Source organism: Flagellimonas flava (assembly GCF_050617915.1).
Lineage (GTDB): Bacteria > Bacteroidota > Bacteroidia > Flavobacteriales > Flavobacteriaceae > Flagellimonas > Flagellimonas flava_A.
This window is the reverse complement of sequence record NZ_JBODQE010000008.1, coordinates 109,181-130,925: the sequence shown is the minus strand read 5'-3', so window position 1 is coordinate 130,925 and position 21,745 is coordinate 109,181. Positions and strand designations below refer to the sequence as shown.

Sequence of the window (21,745 nt, the reverse complement as noted above, 5' to 3'; positions counted from 1 at the left end):
GTTAAAAAACACGTGCAAACCACTAAAAGATACCGAGCCAAGCTCGGCATTAGTTCGACCAATTGATTTGAATTCACCATGTTTTTCAAATCAAGGTTAAAAAACACGTGCAAACCACTAAAAGATACCGAGCCAAGCTCGGCATTAGTTCGACCAATTGATTTGAATTCACTACGTTTTTCAAATCAAGGTCTCACTAAATTTGGAAATAAAGGAAAAACGGTTGTATATTTGCCGTCCACATCGCGGGATAGAGCAGTAGGTAGCTCGTCGGGCTCATAACCCGAAGGTCACAGGTTCGAGTCCTGTTCCCGCTACTTCATAATCCATTGAAAACCAGATTTTTAAATCTAAATTCAATGGATTATTTTTTTGGTATATTGCAAAGCGTACACGCGACCGCACAAAAAATGGGCATCAGCAAGAAGTATACCGAGCCTAAACTCTACCACGGGGGAAAGTCCTTCGACCTCTCAAAACGATGGTACATCTATTACTCCTACCAGCACCCCGAGCTTAAGGACCGGCACGGAAACCCACGTATGGTCCGACAGCCGAACATCACCATGAAGTTCAACCGCAGGTACAAGGACAAAAAGGAACGCCTGATGCATTTCGAACTCGTCCGGGAGGCGCTCCACGATGCCCTTAAAAACGGCTATTCCCCATATAACTCCAACTTCAGGGCCGAGAACAAATATTCTGTGGAGGCGGCACTGGATTTTGCCTATGGGCTCAAGAAAACTTCCCTGAGCAACTCCTCCGATAGGGACTACCGCAGTCGGCTGGGCCAGTTTAAAAGGTACCTCAAAAAAAAGGGTTCCCTGCATAGGAACATACTGGAACTGGACAAGAAACTGGTGAACGCTTACCTGAATGGGATACTCAAGGCCAGCAGTGCCAGGAACCGCAACAATACCAGGGTGGTCCTCAGTGCCCTGTTCGCAGAGCTGGAAGCCAACGATATTATCCCAAGGAACTTTGTGGCCAGTATCAAGGTCCTGAAATCGAACCCAAAGCGCAACAAGACCTATTCCTTGGAGATCGTTGACGGTATGTTCCGCTTCATGGAAGAGCACGACCCGATCCTTTTGCTCTTTATCAAGTTCATATCCTATAATTTCCTGCGCCCCATAGAAGTTTGCCGTCTCAGGTTAGGGGACATCAACGTAAAGCAAAAGCTACTCCATGTAAGGGCAAAGAACAAATTGGTCAAGACCAAGATTATCCCAAATATCGTCATCAACGAAATCCAGGAACTGGATTTTTCCAGTTCCGACCATTTTTTGTTCACCCCCAAGGGCACCGGACCGTGGGAATCATCGGAAGAAAGCAGAAGGGACTATTTCACCAAAAGGTTCAAGGACCTGAAGGCCAAGTACAATGAATTTTTGAAAGCACATGGAAAATCGTTCCAGCTGGGCACGGACTATACCCTGTATTCCTTTAGGCATACCTTTATCACCAAACTTTACCGACAGCTGCGCAAAGAATATTCCCAGACAGAAACCAGGGACAAATTAATGTTGATTACTGGCCATTCCACGCTAAAGGCCCTCATCGCATATCTCAGGGATATCGATGCGGAGCTCCCGGAGGATTATAGCGGGTACCTTTCTTAAAACAAAATTCATTGGAAATACTAGAAATGTACCTATTGATTGGGTATGGCATATGAATTCATACTTTTTTTGGATTGACTCTTTTAAACCGCGGATTTGTTTCTTTTTCATTGTACCAAGACTTGCAGAAGTCAAGTACTTAGACACCATGACATACGCTGTTTAGTTTAAATCACAGATTACCTTTTTTTTCAACCACCCATCTACAGTAATAAATGGCCCTTGAAAGGCCGAATAACGATATCGACCATGAAATTTGGATTTGCAAGGATATCCACAAAGGAGCAAAATCTGGTAACCCACATCGATTTCTAAACAAAAGTAGATGTGAAGAGATCTACTCGGACGTTACCAGTGTCGCAAGGAACAATTAAAAAGGCCTTGACGAACTGATTAAATATATGAATCAAGGAGACACCGTTATTGCTTCCAAAAAAATGATAGAGTTTTCCGTTCCTTGAAAAAAAAAATCGAACTCATAGATAAGTTCAATGGTGGCCGGTGTTTACTTCAAAAGCTTGAGCAAACCAAAATTTGATACAAAGTCTGCAAATGGAAAATTTCCTTTCGTAGATTTTTGCTGCAATTGTCGAGTTTGAATGCAACCTAATCAGTGAACGCAAAATAATAGGGCTTGAAAATAAAAGAGCGAGAAGCAAACTATTATGTAAAAAAAAAAGGAACCCAATCATAAATATCATTACGCAAGTCGCTTTCTTCAGGGTGGAAAAAGTCCTTCAATTTTTGGTTTCTGGGGACAGTGGAAATTTTGCCGATAGCAAAAAGACAGAGGTGCTTTAAAAGATAAATTCTTTTAAAGCACCTCTGTTTAACCCATTGATCGAAATACCAATCAGATACTCAACCCTTGCGGGTTTGAACCAGCATAATAGCAATCTCACTATTCTTTTGGTTCAGTTTTATTGAACATATATCGGGCAATCTTCCATGCTCCACCTATTTTTTCAAACACAAAAAGTTCTCTATTGGTTTCGGGCACCTCAACTCCATTTGCATGGATTTTAACGGTTCCTCTTGAACTGGTGACAGCAAAGGCCATGTTTCCCTCCACTTGGATTTCTTCAATGAAGAATTCAATATTTAGTTGGATTTGCGAGAAGACGAATTCGTAGGATTTCAAAATGCCTTCCGAACCTATTCCCGAAGGCGCCTCTGTGGGCATAAAAACACCGTCCTTTGTGTAGAGCGATTGGGCCAAATTGGCATCCGAAGTGTTCAATGACTTCTCATATTTGCTCAATAAATTTTCAATTTTTTGCTTTTCCTCTTTTTGCATGATTTCAGTTTTTTGTTTAGACAATTGATTTGATTCTTGATTTTGTTTTTGACCACACGACATTACTATAAGTAAGGTCAAAGCGGGTACTACTAAACGTTTCATGATTTTCAATTTTGTTCTAAACAAAGTTCAGGGAACCACATTGAGCTAGCCTATAAGGCAGTTTAAGAAATAACCTTAAGGTATTTTAAGATTTTGCGAGTTTCTTTCGAATGGTACTTAGGAATTCAGGTGTCATACCAAGGTAAGAGGCAATCTGAACATTAGAAATTCGATGGAAAAAATACGGGTATCGTTCTACAAAATCAAGATATCGTTCTTCTGCAGTAGAACTAATATTGTGTAGAATTCTTCTTTGGGCGCTCACAAGAGCATTCTCTGTCAATACCCTGAAAATTCGGTTGAATTTTGGGAATTCAACAAAAAGTCTAAGTTGCTCTTCTTTGGCTATTTGCAGAATTGTTGAATGCTCCAATGCCTCAATATAAAGTCGGGATGGCTCTTCACTATGAAAGCTTCCAATGTCACCGATCCACCAATTTTCTATGGCAAACTGAAGATTATGTTCCTTTCCATTTTCGTCAACCATAAACATTCGGAAACAGCCTTCAATTACGAAGGTATTAACCGCGCTTACGCCTCCTTCTTGAAGGATAAATTGTCTTCTCTTAACTTTTCTTAATTTGAAAAACCTATCAACGGCGGCCATTTCTTCTTCATCCAACGGAAGAAGTTTGTGGAAGTACTCTATAAGTAGTTTTGTATTCATTGCAATTTGCTTCACAATTACATATGACTGATAATCAAATATCTTGCAGGAGAATAAAATTAACCAATTAATCAACTTGATTTATCGTAAGTGGAAGTGCCTCAAAGAGGTAATTGAAGGTAACCCTCTTGGAAAATACATAAATTTCCGGAAATTGTTCCATTTACAGCCCCGGAACATTGCCATCAACGACGCCTAAATGTGGCGCAGTGGTCTCTGAGCTTATTTAATTGAGATAAGCGGGACGTTATGCAAATTTTTTGCTAGAGTGCTAAACAAGACAATGTACCATATCGAATTTTGTACATCGTCCATGATTATGACTATGTTCCTAACGCTTGATTTAAGCCACTGAATAGAATATGTCTACTCCAAAAGTTAATGGAAAAGGAGGTATTATTCTAATTAGTACAGGGGCTGGTATGTTAGCGCACATTGCTTCATATGCATGATGAAGCCTTTATGGTACGAACAATAAAACCAAAGAGGTTACCATCATGAACCAACCGATATAGCTGGATATTTCTGGAAATTTTGAATTTTTTGAATAAATGACGAGTCCCGCGGCAGGTATCATACAAATCGTAATCTCAGAGTAATTTATCAAGTTAGTACTACCAGCCTTCCGCAAATTCTATCTTGCCTCTGTTGGTATTAGGAGTATTAATAACCAAACTCCAATAGGGAAAATGCCGAAGAGGATTACGATATACTTGGCAATGATTGTCATAATTTCCACAGTCCTTTTGGGGTCCAATTTTAATAATCTACAAAGCCCATCGATGGTGATGGGCAAAAGGAGTCCCCCATCGCACATACTTTTGCGTGCCCGAAGGGATATTGCCATCGACCATTGGATATCCGGTTTATATTACACAACTCTGCAACAATGAATAAAATAGTACTTGTAAATTTATAATAGATTGTGAGATGGCATGCTCTTTAGGACGTAATTTTATTATGTCGTTTTATCGGAATTCATCCCCGAAGATGAATCCAAACAACCATAAAAGAAGGAAAGCTATTGCGAAACGCATTAAAGAGCTACGTATAAATTCTGGTCATGGCAGTTATGAGACCTTTACCACCGACAATGGCCTATCTCGTAAAACTATTGGCGCATAGAAAAGGCGGTAGTTTCAATATCACCACCTAAGTACTAAGCGAATCAATCTCTTTTGATTGAATTCTTTTCAAAAGATATATCAGAAATAAGCATCGCTTTTGGCTCCATAATCCACACCAAAAAGTGTCGGTTTATTGAAATTGGAAAGGCTTATCAGTTTAGCCCAACTCTTTTTCATAAACATAAAACACGTTTTCATGTTATTTTGCCATTTATAACTGTTTTTCATGAAAAGTAACCGACTTTCATGCTATATTTGTAATTATATTTCATGAAACGTAATTATGAGTAATCCATTTTCACGAAAAAAAATCAATTTTCACGATAGGGTCTTACCAGAGGAAGGAATTTTGATCGGGTATGGTTGGCTGCTACAAATTATCGAGGATACAAGAAATAGACGATTGCCGCTACCAGAGCGACTTGCGATTATAACAGAAAAACAACAGCGGTACAATACGCCGCAATGGCAGGTATTTGCAAAACGGTATATGCCCGAGGATAGTGCCATTGGCCATCTCACTTTTGCGCTAAAGTACGAAGGTCTTGATTTGCTCATTTTAAAAGAGTTTTTTTTAGCAGTCGGTGATACCCCTGTAATGAGCATGATGCAGAACGAGCCTACTGGCCAATATTCCAGAAGGATTTGGTTCCTATATGAATGGCTTTTCGATAAAACGTTAGACATTCCCGATTTAAAAACCGGGAATTATGTTGAAGTTGTAAACCCCAAGCATCAATATGTGGGTCCTGTTGAAAATAGTACGAGGCATCGGGTAAAGAATAACTTGCCCGGTACCAGGGAATTTTGTCCCATGATACGTAAGACCAAAAAACTGGAGGCTTTCACGTTAACAAAATTTCCTGAAATCATGGAAAAAGGGTTAAAAGGAAGAAACAAGGATTTGATTCGCAGAACGGCCGCATTTCTTTTGTTGAAAGATTCGAAGGCATCCTTTGCCATCGAGGGGGAATATCCTCCAAACATGAGAGCCAGAAATTGGGGCAAGGCTATTGGGCAAGCAGGTAAAAAACCGTTGACCATTGACGAGGTACAGCGTCTTCAGGATATTGTAATCGGCACCAAAAAATTGAAGCACATGGGCATCCGCAAAGGTGAAGGGTTTATTGGTGAACATGACCGTGAGAGCTTACTTCCGATGCCTGACCATATTTCAGCCAAGGCAGAAGACCTTAAATCACTGCTAGGTGGGTTGATTGAAACCAACAACCTATTGCAAAGCAGTGGCTATAACCCAGTTTTGGCGGCAGCCAGTGTCGCTTTTGGTTTTGTGTTCATCCACCCTCTTTCCGACGGAAATGGCAGGATACATCGATATATCATACATCACATTTTGGTCCGCATGGGCTACACCCAGAGAGATATGATTTTTCCGATTTCGGCAGCTATACTGAATCGAATCGGAGAGTACCAAAATATTCTGGAGCACTTCTCATCACCAAGACTTGATCTAATCGAATGGAAGCCAACCCCTGACCACAACGTTGAAATCTTGAACGACACCATTGACCTCTATCGCTATTTTGATGCCACATCGCAGACAGAGTTTCTTTATACATGTGTCGAAGAGACCATTGAGAAGATAATACCCGAAGAGTTGGATTTTCTGGAAAAATATGACCAAATGACCCATCAAATCAACGCGTTGGTTAATTTGCCCAACAACAAAGTGGACCTGTTGATCAAGCTTCTCAACCAAAACAGCGGAAAACTGTCAAAAAACAAAAAGACGAAAGAATTTGATCAATTGTCCCTAGAGGAAATTGAAAGCATTGAAAAATTCTATGCTTCAGTCTTTTAATAAGGGGGTTCATAATTTTTTTGTGATGAGAAACATTGAGAATTATCAGTAATTCTTTTTTATTCATTTCTGCTTCACATAATGACAAAAAGCAGTCTTTTTGTGACTTTTTATTTGAGTTTAGTTGCCAGTAATTATCAACTAGCTAATTTCTTTGCTATTGACCTGATATTTTTTTCTTCCAGAGCCATTCTCACTTTTTTGGTTCCTGCTTAAAACACCTCACCAACATTTTATAAAGTTCGGGATGTTTTCTTTTGAGCAAATCAGGTCGCTCAAAAAAATACTCGGCGGCCACGGCGAAAAATTCCGCTTCATTCGTTCCGCCATAGTTTCTTATATCGGATTTATTGGCATTGATGGCTTCCATTTCCTTGTGGATCAGTTTTAACCATGGAATTGTGTATTGGTGCTCCATCAGCCGTTCTGGGATTCCATCCGTGAAATCATCGAGTTTATCAATGAGATGTACAAATTCGTGAATGCCCGTATTATTTTTATCGCTTTGGTTCTTAAAGCCATGATATAATGCTTTCTTGGATAATATCATTTGCTTTTCAAAACGTCCGTTTCCAACGATTCCGCCAATAATACGTGACTTATCTTTACTGCTAAATTGCAAATCCTCATTGAAATTGTCTGGATATAACAGTATTCCACTTAAATTGGTATAGTGCCATCCTGGAAAGCCAAAAACGGGTATCACAGCACTTGCGGCAATCAAAATCTTGTCGAGCTCTTGCAATTCCAATTGTACGCCATCAATATAGACTTCACTTAAAAATTGCATCATTCGCTGTTGAAATAACACTTGCCTTTGCTTTGAAAGATTTCGATAGTATAGCACGTTATCCAACAACAGTCCGTGCCAATGCTCTGGAAAAGGCTGCACCTTTAGCCGTTGTGCTTTTTTGTAAAAGTGAACAATCAAAAGAAGAATGACACCTAAGGGGATAACGTAAGCCATATCAAATTGAGGGTATTACGCTACTGACTCTGCCTTAAACCCAACTTTTTGTAAGGTAGCTTTCACCGCTTCTTCCGAAGCACCATCACTTTTAATGGTCAAGATCTTATCAGGATTAGTGGTGTCCACTTCCCAATCCTCTACCCCTTCTTGTTGGTTTAAAAATGGGGTTACTTTAGTGACACAACCACCGCAATTGATATTCGTTTTGAATTTTAATGTTTTCATAGTTTCTGAATTTATAATTGTTATAGTTTTATTTGTTTTAACCGTAGGCTATTGGCGACAACCGAAACGCTACTGAAAGCCATTGCAGCCCCTGCTATCATTGGGTCCAACAGAAAGCCATTGATCGGATATAGCACGCCTGCCGCTATCGGGATGCCTATAATATTATAGATAAATGCCCAAAACAGATTTTGACGGATGCCCAAAACAGTTCTATTTGACAATTGTAACGCTTTGGGGATAGATTGTAAATCTGAGGTTATCAAGGTCATTTTGGCAACGTCCATCGCAATATCAGACCCTTTGCCCATAGCGATACTTACATCGGCTTGCGCCAAGGAGTGGGAATCGTTGATACCGTCGCCCACCATAGCCACTATTTTTCCACCTGCCTGTAATTTTTCTACAAAAGCAGCTTTATCCAAGGGCAATACTTCCCCTTGGTAGTTGGTTATCCCTACTTGTTGGGCTACCGCTGAAGCAGTTTTGTTGTTGTCCCCCGTGAGCATATAGACCTCCATTCCCTTATCCTGTAGTGTGGCAATCGCTTTTTTGGAAGTTTGCTTGATCTTATCCGCGATAGCAAGGATTGCCAACACGTGCGTATCATCGCCGAAGAATATGACCGTTTTTGCCTCGTCTTCGAGCTTTTCGGATGCTTCTTTTAATGCAGCATCGATTTGAATGTCATTCTTAACCATTAATTTATGGTTACCTACAAAATACTGCGTCCCATTTTCTAATTCGGCTCTAACGCCCATTCCCGTGATACTTTCAAAGGAAGTGATTTCGGTAGTTTGAACCCCTTGTTCCTTAAAATGGTTGACCATGGCCTCGGCCAGCGGATGTTCAGACCGTGATTCTATTGCCAAAAGAATCTGTGCGCATTTCCTTGTGTCCTCATTATTCTCAGCCCAATGAATATCCGTCACTAGGGGTTTACCTTCAGTAATCGTACCCGTTTTGTCAAGGATTACCACATTGACTTTATGGCCAAGCTCCAGACTTTCAGCATCTTTAATGAGAATATTGTTTTCCGCACCTTTTCCTATTCCTACCATGATTGCAGTTGGTGTCGCCAATCCCAAAGCACAGGGGCAGGCAATGACCAATACCGCTACGGAAGTCAATAAAGCTTGCGAGAAAGCATTATCGCCACCGACGAACATCCAAATGATAAACGTGATAATCGATATGGCCAATACGATGGGAACAAATATTCCCGCTATCTTATCGACCAACTTTTGCACGGGTGCTTTACTACCCTGCGCTTCCTGCACCATTTTAATGATTTGCGATAATAAGGTTTCCCCGCCTACTTTTTCTGCCTTGAATTGAAAACTTCCTTTTTGATTGACGGTACCAGCAAACACCTTCTCTTCTTTGGATTTTTGTACTGGAACAGGTTCCCCAGTAATCATACTTTCATCTACATAAGAGCTCCCTTTTGAAACTTCACCATCAACAGGAATTTTCTCACCAGGTCGCACCAAAATGGTTTGTCCAACCTGAACTTCAGAAATAGGAATTTCCTTTTCTTCTCCACCTTCAATAATCTTTAACGTTTTGGGCTGTAATCCCATCAATTTTTTAATGGCCGAAGAAGTGTTCGATTTTGCCTTTTCTTCCAATAATTTTCCAAGGGAAATAAAGGTAATGATAACGGTTGCGGCTTCGTAATAGACGTGGGGTTCAATACCACGGCTCAGTAAAAATTCGGGAAAAAGGGTATTGAAAACACTGAAAAGAAAGGCAATTCCTGTACTCAATGCCACCAACGTGTCCATATTGGCTTTTCCGTATTTGGCCTGTTTGAGGGCATTGATAAAAAAACTACGCCCAAACCAAAATAAAACAGGAACGGTTAATACCAACGAAATCCATTTGCCAGGTTCCCATTCCATAAAGAACATCCCGAGAACGAAAATCGGCAGCGTTAAAATAGCCGACCAGATGGTACGTTTCTTTATATCCCTGTAATGTTGCTGCTGAAGTTCCTGTTGGGCTTCGGCGGGGTCTTGGGCATCAATAATGATGTCATAACCCACTTCGCGTAAAGCGTTTTGAAGTTTTTCTTCAGGAATGTTTTCATCATAATCCACCAATACGGAATTGCTGGCAAAATTTACAGTGGCCTTATTGACGCCATCAGTATGGGAAAGAATCGACTCCACACTACTGGCACAGGCGGCACAGGTCATACCCGTTACTGGAAAGGATTTTTTTGTTCCTGTTTTTTGTTCTTTGTTCTTGTTGTCGAGTATATTGGTCGTTTCCATTCTAAATTCCATTTTCTGATAGACAAATTTCAGAATTGAACACGACAAAGCTGTTACGTTATTCGCTGAAAGAGTTGTAGAATTTCCTGAAAAAACAACCTGCTGTCCCTCATCATGTACTTCTTCTCAACCGGCGATTGATTTATTGAATTCGGCAATAACTTTTAAATCAGGTTCGACCTTATCCTTTTTTGAAGTATTATCCATGACAAGTTAAGAATATCTCGACGTAAGTTGACCGGTATTTTGAACTTGGATACAAGCGAAATCTTAGGTGCAATGAACTGCCCTTCATTTAGTAAGATTCTCTGTTTCCTCGGTCAGCGGTCCTTCAAACTTGGGAATGGACCGTTTTCTAGCGGTTAGGACCAATTGGTTTCACACAATTAAGAACACCTACTGCAGATCTTACTCCTTTACAAGGGAATCTATTAGTGTACGTCATCCAAAGAATTTCTGTTTTGAATGGCACTGTTCTTAAATTTCGTTGGTGTCATCCCAGTGATTTTTTTGAACTGGTTGCTTAAATAGGCAACACTACTGTAATCCAATTGATAAGCAATTTCCTTTAAGCTCAGTTCATCATAAATCAGTAATTCCTTGACCCTTTCTATTTTTTGATTTATGATGTATTGTTCAAAAGTGATGCTCTCTACAGAAGAAAACAGCGAGCTTAAATACTTGTGATCTAGATTCAATTCTTCTGCTATATATTCGGGCCACTTCACACCATCGAGTGATTTGGAATGATGAACCTTATCTATAACCAGATTTTTCATCTGTTCAATGAGCTGTCCCTTACGGTCATTGATGATTGTAAATCCGATTTTTTCAAGCCTATTTTTCAATTCTTCCTTAATTTCACCCATAAGTTCATCTTTTAGCGTTATTTCACCCAAGGTGACATTGGTATACGGAATTACCATTTTATCCAAAATTTCTTCAATGGCCATGATACATCGAGGGCAGACCATATTTTTTATGTATAAAATCGACTTCATAATATTTAAAAACTAAAATCCGTACTTAGCTCTGAATTCCCACATGGCCTTAAAGAAAATGGCGATTACCGCTATAATAAAAAACAAGACCAAGGCCAAAATACCGTATATTTTTATCCTCTTGTCCTTTCTTTCCTTCTCGGGGTTTGGTTTGACTTTTTTTAAATCCCTCTCCTCCTTTCTTCTGTTTCTTCTACTATCGCTCATTATTCAACTATTTATCATACAAATTGTAATCAGGGCCATCTTCCATGATTCCCAAGCGCAACGCTCCGTGTCATCTCAGGTGAATCAAAAATTTTACTTCCCGAAAAGGGCAAGTAGAATATGCGTGATCGTTAAGTATATTCCAAATAGTATAAAGATTGAAACAAAAAGATAGAGGCCCTCCTTTTGCCAGGAAACCCTTTCTGAGGACACTGGTTTCTTTTTCTTTTCATTTTCTTGACACTTATCTTCCATAACAAATCACTCTTCCCATACCGCTTTGAATCCTTCACATTAAGCTTCAAATCACTTTTTTGGTCTTTTTCAACCTTCTAACAGTTGGTGAACTCACGAACCATAATAAGAATCCGCTCAGAACCGTAATCAATCCAAGCAATGAAAATGCCCTTAGCAGAGTGGTGTTGAAATCATCACGTGTTTGATAGTCCATTGTATGGGTCATCCATAAAAAGTCGAACCATCTCCAGTTTCGGTGTCGGACCGTTTGGAATGCACCATTTTTCACCGCCACGTAGGCTTTAAGGTTCTGAGGAGTGTCGTAAGTAATTTCGTAAGCAGGCAGGAGCCTACCACGGTATTCATGTTGGTCTCCCACCGTATTGACTATTTGAATCCCAGCCACTTGAAGTTCTGGAAGCATATACCTTTCTGCAACCTGTAAAGCTTCTTGCTGCGTAACTTTAGTTTTCAACTCACCTGTTTTCGCGTCGTAGAGCTTGGATTTGTTGATCCAGTAATACGGCTTCCCGGCAATTTCAAGCAACTCCAATGATTCTATTGGATCCTGTAGTTGGAGACTTTGTGTGCCCAACAGGTTGCTAAATCCGGTTTGGTTTACTTTCTCCTTTTTGAAATGGTCACCATGTATCTCGTCAATGTCCGTCCAGCTAAAATACATGCCACTTATGGTCCACATCAGAAACTGGATTCCTAAGAAAATTCCAAGATACCGATGTACTTTTCTTATTTTCTGGGCTGAGTGCCTATTTACCATATTAGTTATTTACCTTAAAATTGAATTCTATAGATACTCTCTCCCAACTCAATGAAATTGCACCTTCTTTATCATTAACCTTGTTGATTTGATATTCTAGATGTTCGGTCAATTCATCCGAAATCAAGGGTTTTACCTTAAAACGAAGAACATCCTCCTTTTCATCGTACTCGTCTTTTCCGTGTTGGTTCCAATTGGAATTGAAAATGATGGTCCATTCTTCTTTTGATGGAATCGTAAAAAAACCATATTTCCCAGCCGGAAGTATTTTATTATCGATTAGTAAATCTTTATTTGTTTCTATCCAAGTAGCCATATGTGCTCCTGCTTGCCAGACTTGGTCATAAGCCAATAGACCACCAAATATGATTCTATCCCTGACCCCTGGAGATGAATAGTCCATGTGTATGTGGGCATCACCTATCATTGCCATTGTCGAAGTAAGTGGGCTTAATACTTTTTTTGGAGGTTCGGTCGTTATTGCTCCTTTCGATTGATCTGGCAATGACTTGGTTTTCTGCTCTTTACAATTTGTAGAAAGAAGGACAAACAATACGATGCCTAAATAAATATATCGACTCATTTACGGTTACCTTTTATCTCTTGAAGATGAGTGGGTTTTAATTATTTTCCATTGGTCGTCAGTTTTTTTCAATATTGAGGTGGCCACCCCTTTTCTGTTAATAATGCGGGGTGATGTGCCTTTTTCAGCTTGAAGTTCTATGGTATAGGTGTACGTTTCCGTAGTAAATGCATAGGGAAGACCTACCTCGACTTGAATGATATAATCGGAGAACTCAAATCGATTGAAGTGTGAAAGTTCAGGCCCTAGGTGATGTTCGATATAATTCGCATAGGTACCTTCAATGCCTCCCTGCTCAAACACCTTTGAATCTGCGGAGAACAGTTCAAAAGTGCCTTCGGTGGTTTTGTTTTGTAAGGCTTCCTTGTATTTCTTCATGATTGCGACCACAGCCTCTTCTTCTGAGGATATCGAAGGTTCTTGGCCGTTGACCGCTGTTAATGCCAGTACGGCCAGCAATGGTAAGAAAATGATTTTGATTCTTTTCATTTTTATCGTTTTAAGGTTATTCATTATTTTTCTTATGTTTTGTAAATTATCAGTACTTCTAAACCCTACCAAAACTTGGCTTTTTCCCCTGATAATAGCAGTAGCTTCCAATTTTTGTGTTTACGTGGCCCACTTCTGCCACGTTTTCAAACCCAGCAGCCACCATAAAATCCGGTATAAGTCCTTTTACGTTGTCGGCCGTGGTCGCAAAACCGTCAAGAATTTGGACCGAATAGAACATGCCTCTCATCAACCTGGATTTAGGTTTTCCCCAATCCCCAATGAGCAGTGCCCCATCGGGTTTGAGCACCCTGCAAATTTCATTTAGACAGGAAATCTTAGCCTCTTTGTCCAGTTGGTGGAACACCAACGAACTGAACACCTTATCATAGGTACTATCAGGATACGGAAAAACGCCGCCCCCGTAAAGGTCCAGCTGGATTTCAATATCATTTTTTGTGAACTTCTCTTCAGCAATATTCTTGACCTTGGGGTCAATATCCAAACCAATATAGTTGGCATTTCCATTTTTAGTATTGGCCAAAATGAGATTCTGCCCGGTACCGAAACCAAATTCAAGGATTTCCTCACCGTCCAAGGGATCTAGAAAATCCATCAATTTATTTCTGAATTTCCTCTCAGGCATGGTGACCCTAATGGCCAAGTCATAGAACCCGGTCAACCGGTCGAGGCCCAAAGCGGGAATAAATTCTTTTTTATCGTCCGTCATCCTACCTAATTTGACATCAATATGCCGGCATTTGGGTTTCAGTTGCCGCCTAATTGCTGGATTAGTGCCCAAAGGACTAAAAATCCTATTATGGCATAGAGGAAATAGTCCAATAGCCTTTTTAGCCCGTATCTATTTTTTTTACTGTTATCACCTGACCTACAACAATCTTTCATAATGCTTAAATTTAATTGTGCCTGTCAAGGGAAGGGATTGCATACACCAACCATCAATTAGAATTCTCCCCTCCCATAACAGGACTTTGACTTTATAATTTTGCCTAGGTTTCCATCAACATTGTCAACTAACTGATCAACCATTTATAATTACAATGCGACAGCTACTTAGTATTTTTTCATCTTTTTTACCACGGTTGAAAATATCAGCCACGGCAATAGCGCAAACTGTATCACAGGAGAAACCCCTACTTTAACAAAGGGCAGGAGTGGCATATTTGCCGCGTAGGCCCAATACCCCCCGCCCGTAAACCATATTTCCGCCAAAATTGCACCTGTTGTTCCAACTACAATCAACAAAATCAAGCGCCGTGAGTTCAGTTCCCATATCCAATAGATATTCTTGTACAGAATTGCAAAGCCAAAGAAAATCAATAGTACCATAAGCACATCCGCTACCGTGGCCAAGGCGCAGAATGAAATGTGTTTCAAGTCATACTGAAAGTCTTCATACAGAAATCCATGGGAAACTTCCCACAATAGATTAAATACAAGGGCAATACATATTATTTTGGCAACACACCTTTTGTATTTACTCTTATCGGTTACTTTCCTTAGAAAATACCCATAGGCCAACACCACCAAAATGAGAACAACGGATGGGATTGTAAAAATTTCCATGTTCAATGCTCTCATCTTCTGCTAATTACCTCCATACTTGATTGATGATATTGATGCAATCATACTTTATTCCCGTTTATGACCAATTCAGTCGGACCTGGAAAGGGAAAGGGACATGCAACTAACCAACCAATCTATAGTTTCCTTTCCCCTAACAGGTTCCTTATTCAACAATCTCCATTCTATTGCCGCAACCGAGCATTTTTTAACCATAATACGGGTTACGGATGTCCTTCATGGAGGATAGCCAATAGGCACCCCCGCCCATGGCCATTGGGCAAAAATCCTTATAAAGTTTACCGGACTTTATTTTTCCCCTTATAAGGACTTCCATTTTATTGCTCAGTTTTGCAAAGGCCTTTCGTCGTGCCTTCAGATTATCCGAAGCCGCAAGCGTTCGGGAAGCCAGCAATGCGGCACTTCCACCATCAACCCCATCAAGCGCTTGGCTCAACATTTCTACTCTTTTTTGGGCCTTACCCGGATTGAACCGACCAAAACAATTTTAGCTTGTTCATAATGTATATATGCATTGCCAAATTATCATTGGTGAACTCAATTTGGATTTGCTTCATTTCCAAAATATCCAACTACAGGCTGTCCCTTAATTTTGATACCCAGTCCAATACCGTTTTCTTTTCGATATCCGAAAGTTTTGCGTCCCTATGGACGAGAGTATAAGAAGAAAGGGGCATTTCATCTCCCTCGATTTGACTTATTATGGATTTTAGCTTGCTTTTTTTTCTGCGAGATGAATACTCGCCCCATTCGTTGAAATTCAATTCCTCCTTGCCATGTTCTATATGGCCCTCCAAAAACCAAGCAACGGGCTGTACTTTATTGTACCAAGGATAGCGGGTATTGTTACTGTGACAGTCATAACAGGAAGTCCGTACAATTGCCCCTACATCATAAGGTACATTGTTGACCAACATAAAATCAACGGTGGGGATGGTATCACTTTGGTTGCGAGATGTGGGGAAAAACTGTATCCCCACAAACGCTACCAAAAGCACAATTGCTATGGTTTTAAGCCCTTTCATTTATTGAATTTGCTTCTGTACCTCCCCACAGGTCATCATCTTGCTTCCGTAATAAGGATTCTTGATCTCTTTGGAAGTGCTCAACCATAGTGCGCCTTTGTTTTTGTTGTACATTGGGCAATAGGCTTGATAAAGGGTTCGATCAGAACCTGTGATGCCCAGAAGGTCAATGATATCTTTGCTCAATACGTCAAAATGTTCCCGCTGGTGCCCAATCTCACTTTTCGCAATATGCTCGGCGTGCTCGGTGGCGTCTTCAATGATATCGTTCAACTCTGCCTGTTGATTACTTGTAAATTTGCTAGAACTAAAGCTTTTTAGGCTGCTCTCGAGTTTTCCCCCTGCCATCGCCGCATCGTCTTGATCGTCGGACACCAGGGCATTCTTTAGTGCAAGGTAGTCAGTTACTATATCAGACGATAGCATTGACATTTCGTTATGACGCATTTCACCATGATCCATTTGGGAGTGGTCTTCCATGGTCCCGTCCATGTGGCCGCCCTCTTCCATTTGTTCGGTATGGTGCCCTTCTTGGCCTTCCTTCTCTTTTTTCTTGTCCTTACAAGATGTGGCTGTTAGGGCTATCATCACTATGGCCAAAATTCCAGTTTTTACGTTTGCTTTTTTCATTATGATTTGATTTATGATTAATATAGATTGTTAAAATGTTCCTCTATTCTTTGTTCATACTATGCCATAAAGGCTAAAATCGGACCAATAGACCGCCACCCCAGCCATATCGATTGTTATAATTCCCTTGTAAGGAAAAGTTGCGGGAAAGGATATATGAAACTCCCACCAACCATTGTGTTTCTCCTTCATAAGACGCGTTGTTTTCCAAGTTGTTGACCCATCCGAAATCGGCCCTGTACTCATATTCACCTTCAAGGAAAATCCTTGGGAAAATTAGGAAGTCCCGATCCAGACGAATTCTTGGGCGTAATTGATGGTCCATGCTCAGATCCACATTGAACCTATAGGGCGTAAAATATTTAACCCCAACTAGTCCAACCGTGTTGAACTCATCAAATGAATCAGGTATTTCGGTCTCGCTGTTAATGCCCGCATATATTCGCACCCAGTCATTGAGATATCTATTGTAGTTCACCTCAACTTCAAGGTTTTGGTTGTAATCGAACTCTGCCCTTAAACCAAATTCGTTGCGAATATTGCTCGAGGTTAAAAAGATCTCATTAAAGTTCGAGCCTGCACGAGTCAATCCCCAAGAATAATAATGATCCGTCTCGTTGATAATTTTTTGCGCAGGAAAACCCTTCATTCTCTCATCTGGTGGGGTATCATAACCAAAAACCCTTGCCATACCTCCCATCATATGGTAAAGAACGTGACAATGAAAAAACCAGTCACCGTACTCTTCGTTGTAAAACTCTATGACCACTTTTTGCATCGGTGGAACGTTTACCGTATGCTTTAATGGGGATCTCTCACCGTTTTTGTTGATTACCCTAAAGAAATGCCCGTGCAGGTGCATCGGATGGTGCATCATCGTAAGGTTGTTCAAAGTGATCCTTGTTACTTCACCACCCTTAATTTTTAATTGATCTGTTTCTGACAAAGGAACACCGTTCATACTCCATACATATCGCTGCATGTTGCCCGTTAGATTCAACAAAATATCGTTTACGGGAACGTCGGATTTAAAGGTTGTATTTTCGCTTGCCTTCAGGTAATCATAGTTGAAGTAGGCCTTCCGGGCACCGAAATCAAAAGAAGAAGTGTCTTTTTGTACCATGGGCATATTATCTTTCATTTTGTCCGACATCTGCCCGTCTTCCATTCCCATCTCCATAGTGTGCTGTTGATGTCTTTCTTCCTTCAAAGCGGTATTGCCCATGTTCATATGGCCTTTGATTTGCCCTTCACCCATCTTCATCCCATACTTTCCCATAAGCACCTCAGGGGTATTCTTTTTTTGATTGCCTACCATTGCGGGGGCACCCATTTTCATATCCATATTGGCCATCTGTTTCATCATCTCTACTTTGTCTGGCCTATCCATTCTTTTTGCTGGATACAGGGTTCCTTGGCCCAACCGTAACGAAGTGCTTCCCGAGCCGTCTTGTGCCGTGGCCGTTACTTCTAAGGTACCATCTGGTACTGTCACTATAACATCATAGGTTTCGGCAATGCCAAATAGGAAACGACTTTTGGATACAGGCTGTACATCAATACCGTCACTGCTCACTATAATCGGGTTACCTCCGCCAAAATCGACCCAATAGTATGACGAAGCGGCGGCGTTGACAAAGCGAAGTCGTACTTTATCACCGGTTTTAAATTCCGGATATTCTGCCACTGTTTTGCCATTGGTCAAAAATGCAGGATAGTAAATATCCGAGATATCGGCACCCTCCATACGGTCTCGCCAAAATTTGAGCTGTGCAGCTAAAGCACCTTCTTTGATGACCCTGCCCAAAGGAACTGCTGTACCCTTTTTTACCTGATACCATTCATTGCCTCTCTTAAGGTTGCGCAATACGTTCATCGGTTTTTCGTTCGTCCAATCTGATAGCACCACAGCCAAGTCTTTATCATATTCCAATGTTTTTTCTTTCGGGTGAATGATAATGGACCCATATACCCCTTTTTGTTCTTGAAGCATGGTATGGGAATGGTACCAATAGGTGCCCGATTGGTTAATGGGAATTCTGTATTGAAAGGTTGTGCCCGGTTCAATGGGTGGTGTTGTTAGATAAGGCACTCCGTCATAAAAATTAGGGAGGATCAACCCATGCCAGTGCACAGAGGTTTCCACATCCATTTTGTTGGTCACATTAATCAGGGCGAGGTCACCTTCCTTAAACCCTAAGACGGGTCCTGGAACACTCCCATTGATGGTCATCGCATTAGCAGTGACCCCACCGAGTGTCATCTTATTTCTTTCAATGGTAAGATTGTATTCCTTTACAGGTCGTCCTTCTTCATTTCTATCGCCCCCATTGGTTCCTACTTGGGCAATGCCCGAGCAGGAAACAAGAAGTGCCAACAATATTGTAATTTTCCTTAACATTTTTTTCGTTTTAAGCTTTCATAAATCATCTTAGCTCTACGATTGTACATATCTTGGCCGGAATGATATTAAAACTGTCTCATTTACTCTATTTGAAAACATACAACAGTGCTGGGGTAGGTCCCTCGCTCGGTGGGACGGTCCAACCATCCTTTGAGTCTGCCCACGGCCAATGATATCATCAACACAAGGATCCCAAGGCCCACCAATATGCGCCCATCATTTTATGTTTTGTGTACTTTTCAAAATCATTTTCAACTCGATTTCATCATCATCTTTCTGCGTACCGCCGAAAGCTGGTATTGGAAAAATTTTCGATTTTCATGAAAACTTTCCTTAATGGCTCATTCGGCCAACTTCTTTGAACTTTTTAAAATTATCCTCTGATTCGAAATAGGCCACTTTACCTTCAACGTCCATAAGCACAATAAATGCCTCGGTTTTATCTACTCTTTGTTTGCTAAAAGGGTCTATACCCATTCTAGCTTCATCATTGTTGTTCAACGTCTTAACGCACATTTGACAACAACCATAGTAGGTCTTTCCATTGACGGGAACAGGCATCTGCAGTTTGCCCATATAGGCATCGTTCACCATACAGACCAGTTCAGTGGGCACTTGTGACCCTACCCGATAATTTTGGGCCATAGTCATCTTGGGCTGTGCCTCCTTGTTCTTGTTTTCGACCGTTGTTGGCCGTGGCACCTCTGTATTCTTTGTTTTTCCGGTCTCGGTTTTACAGCCCATTAGAGCAACGGCGGCAAATGCATAAACAATTACATGCTTTATCATATCTTTGGTTTATTTTAGGACTTATTGATCTATCGTCGATTCTGTCGTGCCACAGGTCAACATTTTGCCTCCCATGTAGGGATTTTGTATCGCCTCTTCCAGGCTGAGCCAATAAGCTCCCTTGTTATTGTCCGCCATCGGGCAGAATTGTTCATAGATCTTTTGGTTGACCCCGAACAGTCTTACACCTTTTGACAAATGGGCCGATAAGTGTTTGAAATGCCCCCGCTGTTCTTCAATATCCGCGGTTTCACTTATTGATTTCGAAGAACTCTTTATTTCCTTTGAGATTGTCATCCAATGATCGTGGGCGCCATGATCTGTCAATAATTTCATATCTACTTTCGCAAGGAAATCCAAGAGTGCCGCGGCCTGCGTTTTGGCCATATTCCCATTATCCTTAACAAGGGCATCCTTGATGCTCAAATAGGTATCAAACACATTTTCCAATTGTCCCTTAAATGTCTCAGAGACCTTTAGACGCCCATCCATTGCCGAATGGTCAGTCTTAGTTTCCATTTTGGAATGGTCCATGGAGGAATCGTCATCCATGGCCCCCTTTGTGCTGTTTCCATCACCCATGTCCATTGCCCCATGATTGTGTCCGGTCATCACGGCTCCGCCCTCGGGATTCATCATGCTCTTTTGCCCTACCAGTTGAGCGGAGGCATCGATTCGAAAGACCCCATTTGTGGCAACTACCTCACCGGCTTCCAATCCCGATTCAACGATATAGTAATCCCCCATGTCCGCACCTAGTTCAATTTCTCGAAACACAAATGATATGGTTCTCTCGTGGGGCACTTTGACATATACCACGGCCCGCTTTCCCGTCCAGAGTACCGAGGATTTTGGTATTATAATGGCGTCCTCAACATCGGACATCTCTGCCGTGATACGACCATTGGCATACATTTCCGGCAACAATTTATTGTTGGGGTTTTTTACTTCCACCCTTACTTTTGCCACTCGGGTACTTGAAGAAACAAAGGGGTCCACATAGGTGACCTTTCCAGCAAAGGTCTTTCCAGGGAGTGCCTGTATCGCGAAAGTCACCTTGTCATCGATATTGATCCAAGGAATATCGGATTCATAGGCTTCGAACATGACCCAAACCGTACTCAAGTTGGCAATTTCAAAAAGCGTCTGTCCTTCCATGATGTAATTCCCCAATTCGACGTTACGTTGCATAACGTAACCCGAATGGTCTGACAAAATATCTATCTGCTCCTGAACTTTTCCAGATTTTTCAATGGCATCAATTTGTGCGTCGGACAGCTTCCAAAGCTTCAGTTTGTTTCTTGAAGCTGCATATAGTTGAGGATACACCTCCTTGGATTTGATGGTTTCAAAGAGTTCTTTTTGTGCGGAGATCAGTTCCGGGGAATAAATGCGCACAATCTTTTGCCCTGCATATACCTTTTCCCCGGTAAAGTTCACATATAAGCGCTCTATCCTACCAGGAATATGGGAAACTTGGGAAAATAAAAGACGTTCGTCAGGTTTTACCCGGCCCAACAAATGGATCTCTTTGGCTGCATCCGACTCTTTAACGACCGTGGTCTGTATGTTTGCCAATTGTATGGCTTCCTCCGTCATCACTATTTCATTGGAAGCGATACTTTCCGAAGCATCCGATTCCTCAAGAGGAATCAGTTCCATGCCACAAATGGGACAATTACCAGGTTTTTCCATTTTAATCTGTGGATGCATGGAGCAAGTCCATAGTTGGGTCTCCGGGTCTTGGACATATTCATGTTCACCATCTTTATGGGAATTCTCCGAACCTCCTCCTGAAAAAAGACTCCCTATAAGTATACCAACAATCAGAATGCCGGCAGCGATGAAATAATTTTTGTATTTCTGAAAGTATTCCATGTCTT

20 protein-coding genes and 1 tRNA gene are annotated in these 21,745 nt (G+C 41.1%); 3 read left to right on the top strand and 18 right to left on the bottom strand.

From position 1 onward, the window contains the following. The first annotated feature begins 244 nt into the window (after positions 1-244). Positions 245-317 (top strand) — tRNA-Met (locus ACRHOZ_RS17755). A gap of 42 nt (positions 318-359) precedes the next feature. After that, positions 360-1,622: a tyrosine-type recombinase/integrase gene (locus ACRHOZ_RS17750; protein WP_431128489.1), complete on the top strand. Its 1,263-nt coding sequence runs from the start codon at positions 360-362 to the stop codon at positions 1,620-1,622. A gap of 901 nt (positions 1,623-2,523) precedes the next feature. Here the strand turns inward: ACRHOZ_RS17750 and ACRHOZ_RS17745 are convergent. After that, positions 2,524-2,919 (bottom strand): YybH family protein, encoded by a 396-nt coding sequence (locus ACRHOZ_RS17745; RefSeq protein WP_431128487.1) that lies wholly within the window; start codon positions 2,917-2,919, stop codon positions 2,524-2,526. A 190-nt stretch (positions 2,920-3,109) separates the two neighbouring features. Continuing rightward, positions 3,110-3,691, bottom strand: coding sequence for a Crp/Fnr family transcriptional regulator (locus ACRHOZ_RS17740; RefSeq protein ID WP_106144836.1), 582 nt, complete (start codon positions 3,689-3,691; stop codon positions 3,110-3,112). 1,410 nt (positions 3,692-5,101) lie between these two features. Here ACRHOZ_RS17740 and ACRHOZ_RS17735 point away from each other — a divergent pair. Continuing rightward, positions 5,102-6,640 (top strand): Fic family protein, encoded by a 1,539-nt coding sequence (locus ACRHOZ_RS17735; RefSeq protein WP_431128483.1) that lies wholly within the window; start codon positions 5,102-5,104, stop codon positions 6,638-6,640. A 193-nt stretch (positions 6,641-6,833) separates the two neighbouring features. Here the strand turns inward: ACRHOZ_RS17735 and ACRHOZ_RS17730 are convergent, their stop codons facing one another. The 16 genes from ACRHOZ_RS17730 to ACRHOZ_RS17655 all read right to left on the bottom strand — a co-directional run bounded on the left by ACRHOZ_RS17730 (position 6,834) and on the right by ACRHOZ_RS17655 (position 21,740). After that, positions 6,834-7,607, bottom strand: coding sequence for a zinc-dependent peptidase (locus tag ACRHOZ_RS17730; RefSeq protein WP_431128481.1), 774 nt, complete (start codon positions 7,605-7,607; stop codon positions 6,834-6,836). Positions 7,608-7,622: 15 nt separating this feature from the next. Beyond that, positions 7,623-7,835, bottom strand: coding sequence for a heavy-metal-associated domain-containing protein (locus ACRHOZ_RS17725; RefSeq protein WP_431128478.1), 213 nt, complete (start codon positions 7,833-7,835; stop codon positions 7,623-7,625). 20 nt (positions 7,836-7,855) lie between these two features. Next, the gene (locus ACRHOZ_RS17720; RefSeq protein WP_431128475.1) at positions 7,856-10,114 is read right to left on the bottom strand and encodes a heavy metal translocating P-type ATPase; all 2,259 of its coding nucleotides are present in this window, start codon (positions 10,112-10,114) and stop codon (positions 7,856-7,858) included. Positions 10,115-10,545: 431 nt separating this feature from the next. After that, entirely contained in the window at positions 10,546-11,115 is a 570-nt protein-coding gene (locus ACRHOZ_RS17715) for a helix-turn-helix domain-containing protein (RefSeq protein WP_431128473.1), read from the bottom strand. A gap of 12 nt (positions 11,116-11,127) precedes the next feature. Continuing rightward, complete coding sequence (locus ACRHOZ_RS17710; RefSeq protein WP_431128470.1) at positions 11,128-11,322, bottom strand: hypothetical protein; 195 nt, start codon at positions 11,320-11,322, stop codon at positions 11,128-11,130. A gap of 301 nt (positions 11,323-11,623) precedes the next feature. After that, positions 11,624-12,337 (bottom strand): hypothetical protein, encoded by a 714-nt coding sequence (locus ACRHOZ_RS17705; protein WP_431128467.1) that lies wholly within the window; start codon positions 12,335-12,337, stop codon positions 11,624-11,626. 1 nt (position 12,338) lies between these two features. Then, positions 12,339-12,920 (bottom strand): DUF2911 domain-containing protein, encoded by a 582-nt coding sequence (locus ACRHOZ_RS17700; RefSeq protein WP_431128464.1) that lies wholly within the window; start codon positions 12,918-12,920, stop codon positions 12,339-12,341. Positions 12,921-12,926: 6 nt separating this feature from the next. Continuing rightward, entirely contained in the window at positions 12,927-13,409 is a 483-nt protein-coding gene (locus tag ACRHOZ_RS17695; RefSeq protein WP_431128462.1) for a nuclear transport factor 2 family protein, read from the bottom strand. Positions 13,410-13,467: 58 nt separating this feature from the next. Continuing rightward, positions 13,468-14,139, bottom strand: coding sequence for a class I SAM-dependent methyltransferase (locus ACRHOZ_RS17690; protein ID WP_431128459.1), 672 nt, complete (start codon positions 14,137-14,139; stop codon positions 13,468-13,470). Positions 14,140-14,483: 344 nt separating this feature from the next. Next, positions 14,484-15,011 carry a hypothetical protein gene (locus ACRHOZ_RS17685; RefSeq protein ID WP_431128456.1) on the bottom strand — a complete coding sequence of 176 codons (528 nt, stop codon included), beginning with the start codon at positions 15,009-15,011 and terminating at the stop codon, positions 14,484-14,486. Between the two features lie 190 nt (positions 15,012-15,201). Further along, complete coding sequence (locus ACRHOZ_RS17680) at positions 15,202-15,453, bottom strand: hypothetical protein (protein WP_431128453.1); 252 nt, start codon at positions 15,451-15,453, stop codon at positions 15,202-15,204. 133 nt (positions 15,454-15,586) lie between these two features. Continuing rightward, the gene (locus ACRHOZ_RS17675; protein WP_431128450.1) at positions 15,587-16,039 is read right to left on the bottom strand and encodes a heme-binding domain-containing protein; all 453 of its coding nucleotides are present in this window, start codon (positions 16,037-16,039) and stop codon (positions 15,587-15,589) included. After that, the gene (locus ACRHOZ_RS17670; RefSeq protein ID WP_431128447.1) at positions 16,040-16,669 is read right to left on the bottom strand and encodes a DUF3347 domain-containing protein; all 630 of its coding nucleotides are present in this window, start codon (positions 16,667-16,669) and stop codon (positions 16,040-16,042) included. It abuts the gene before it with no gap. Between the two features lie 73 nt (positions 16,670-16,742). Then, the gene (locus tag ACRHOZ_RS17665; RefSeq protein ID WP_431128444.1) at positions 16,743-19,070 is read right to left on the bottom strand and encodes a multicopper oxidase domain-containing protein; all 2,328 of its coding nucleotides are present in this window, start codon (positions 19,068-19,070) and stop codon (positions 16,743-16,745) included. A 336-nt stretch (positions 19,071-19,406) separates the two neighbouring features. Further along, positions 19,407-19,862: a hypothetical protein gene (locus ACRHOZ_RS17660; RefSeq protein WP_431128441.1), complete on the bottom strand. Its 456-nt coding sequence runs from the start codon at positions 19,860-19,862 to the stop codon at positions 19,407-19,409. A 21-nt stretch (positions 19,863-19,883) separates the two neighbouring features. Further along, a complete protein-coding gene (locus ACRHOZ_RS17655) occupies positions 19,884-21,740 on the bottom strand; it encodes an efflux RND transporter periplasmic adaptor subunit (protein ID WP_431128438.1) in 1,857 nt (618 codons plus the stop codon). Between the last annotated feature and the right edge of the window lie 5 nt (positions 21,741-21,745).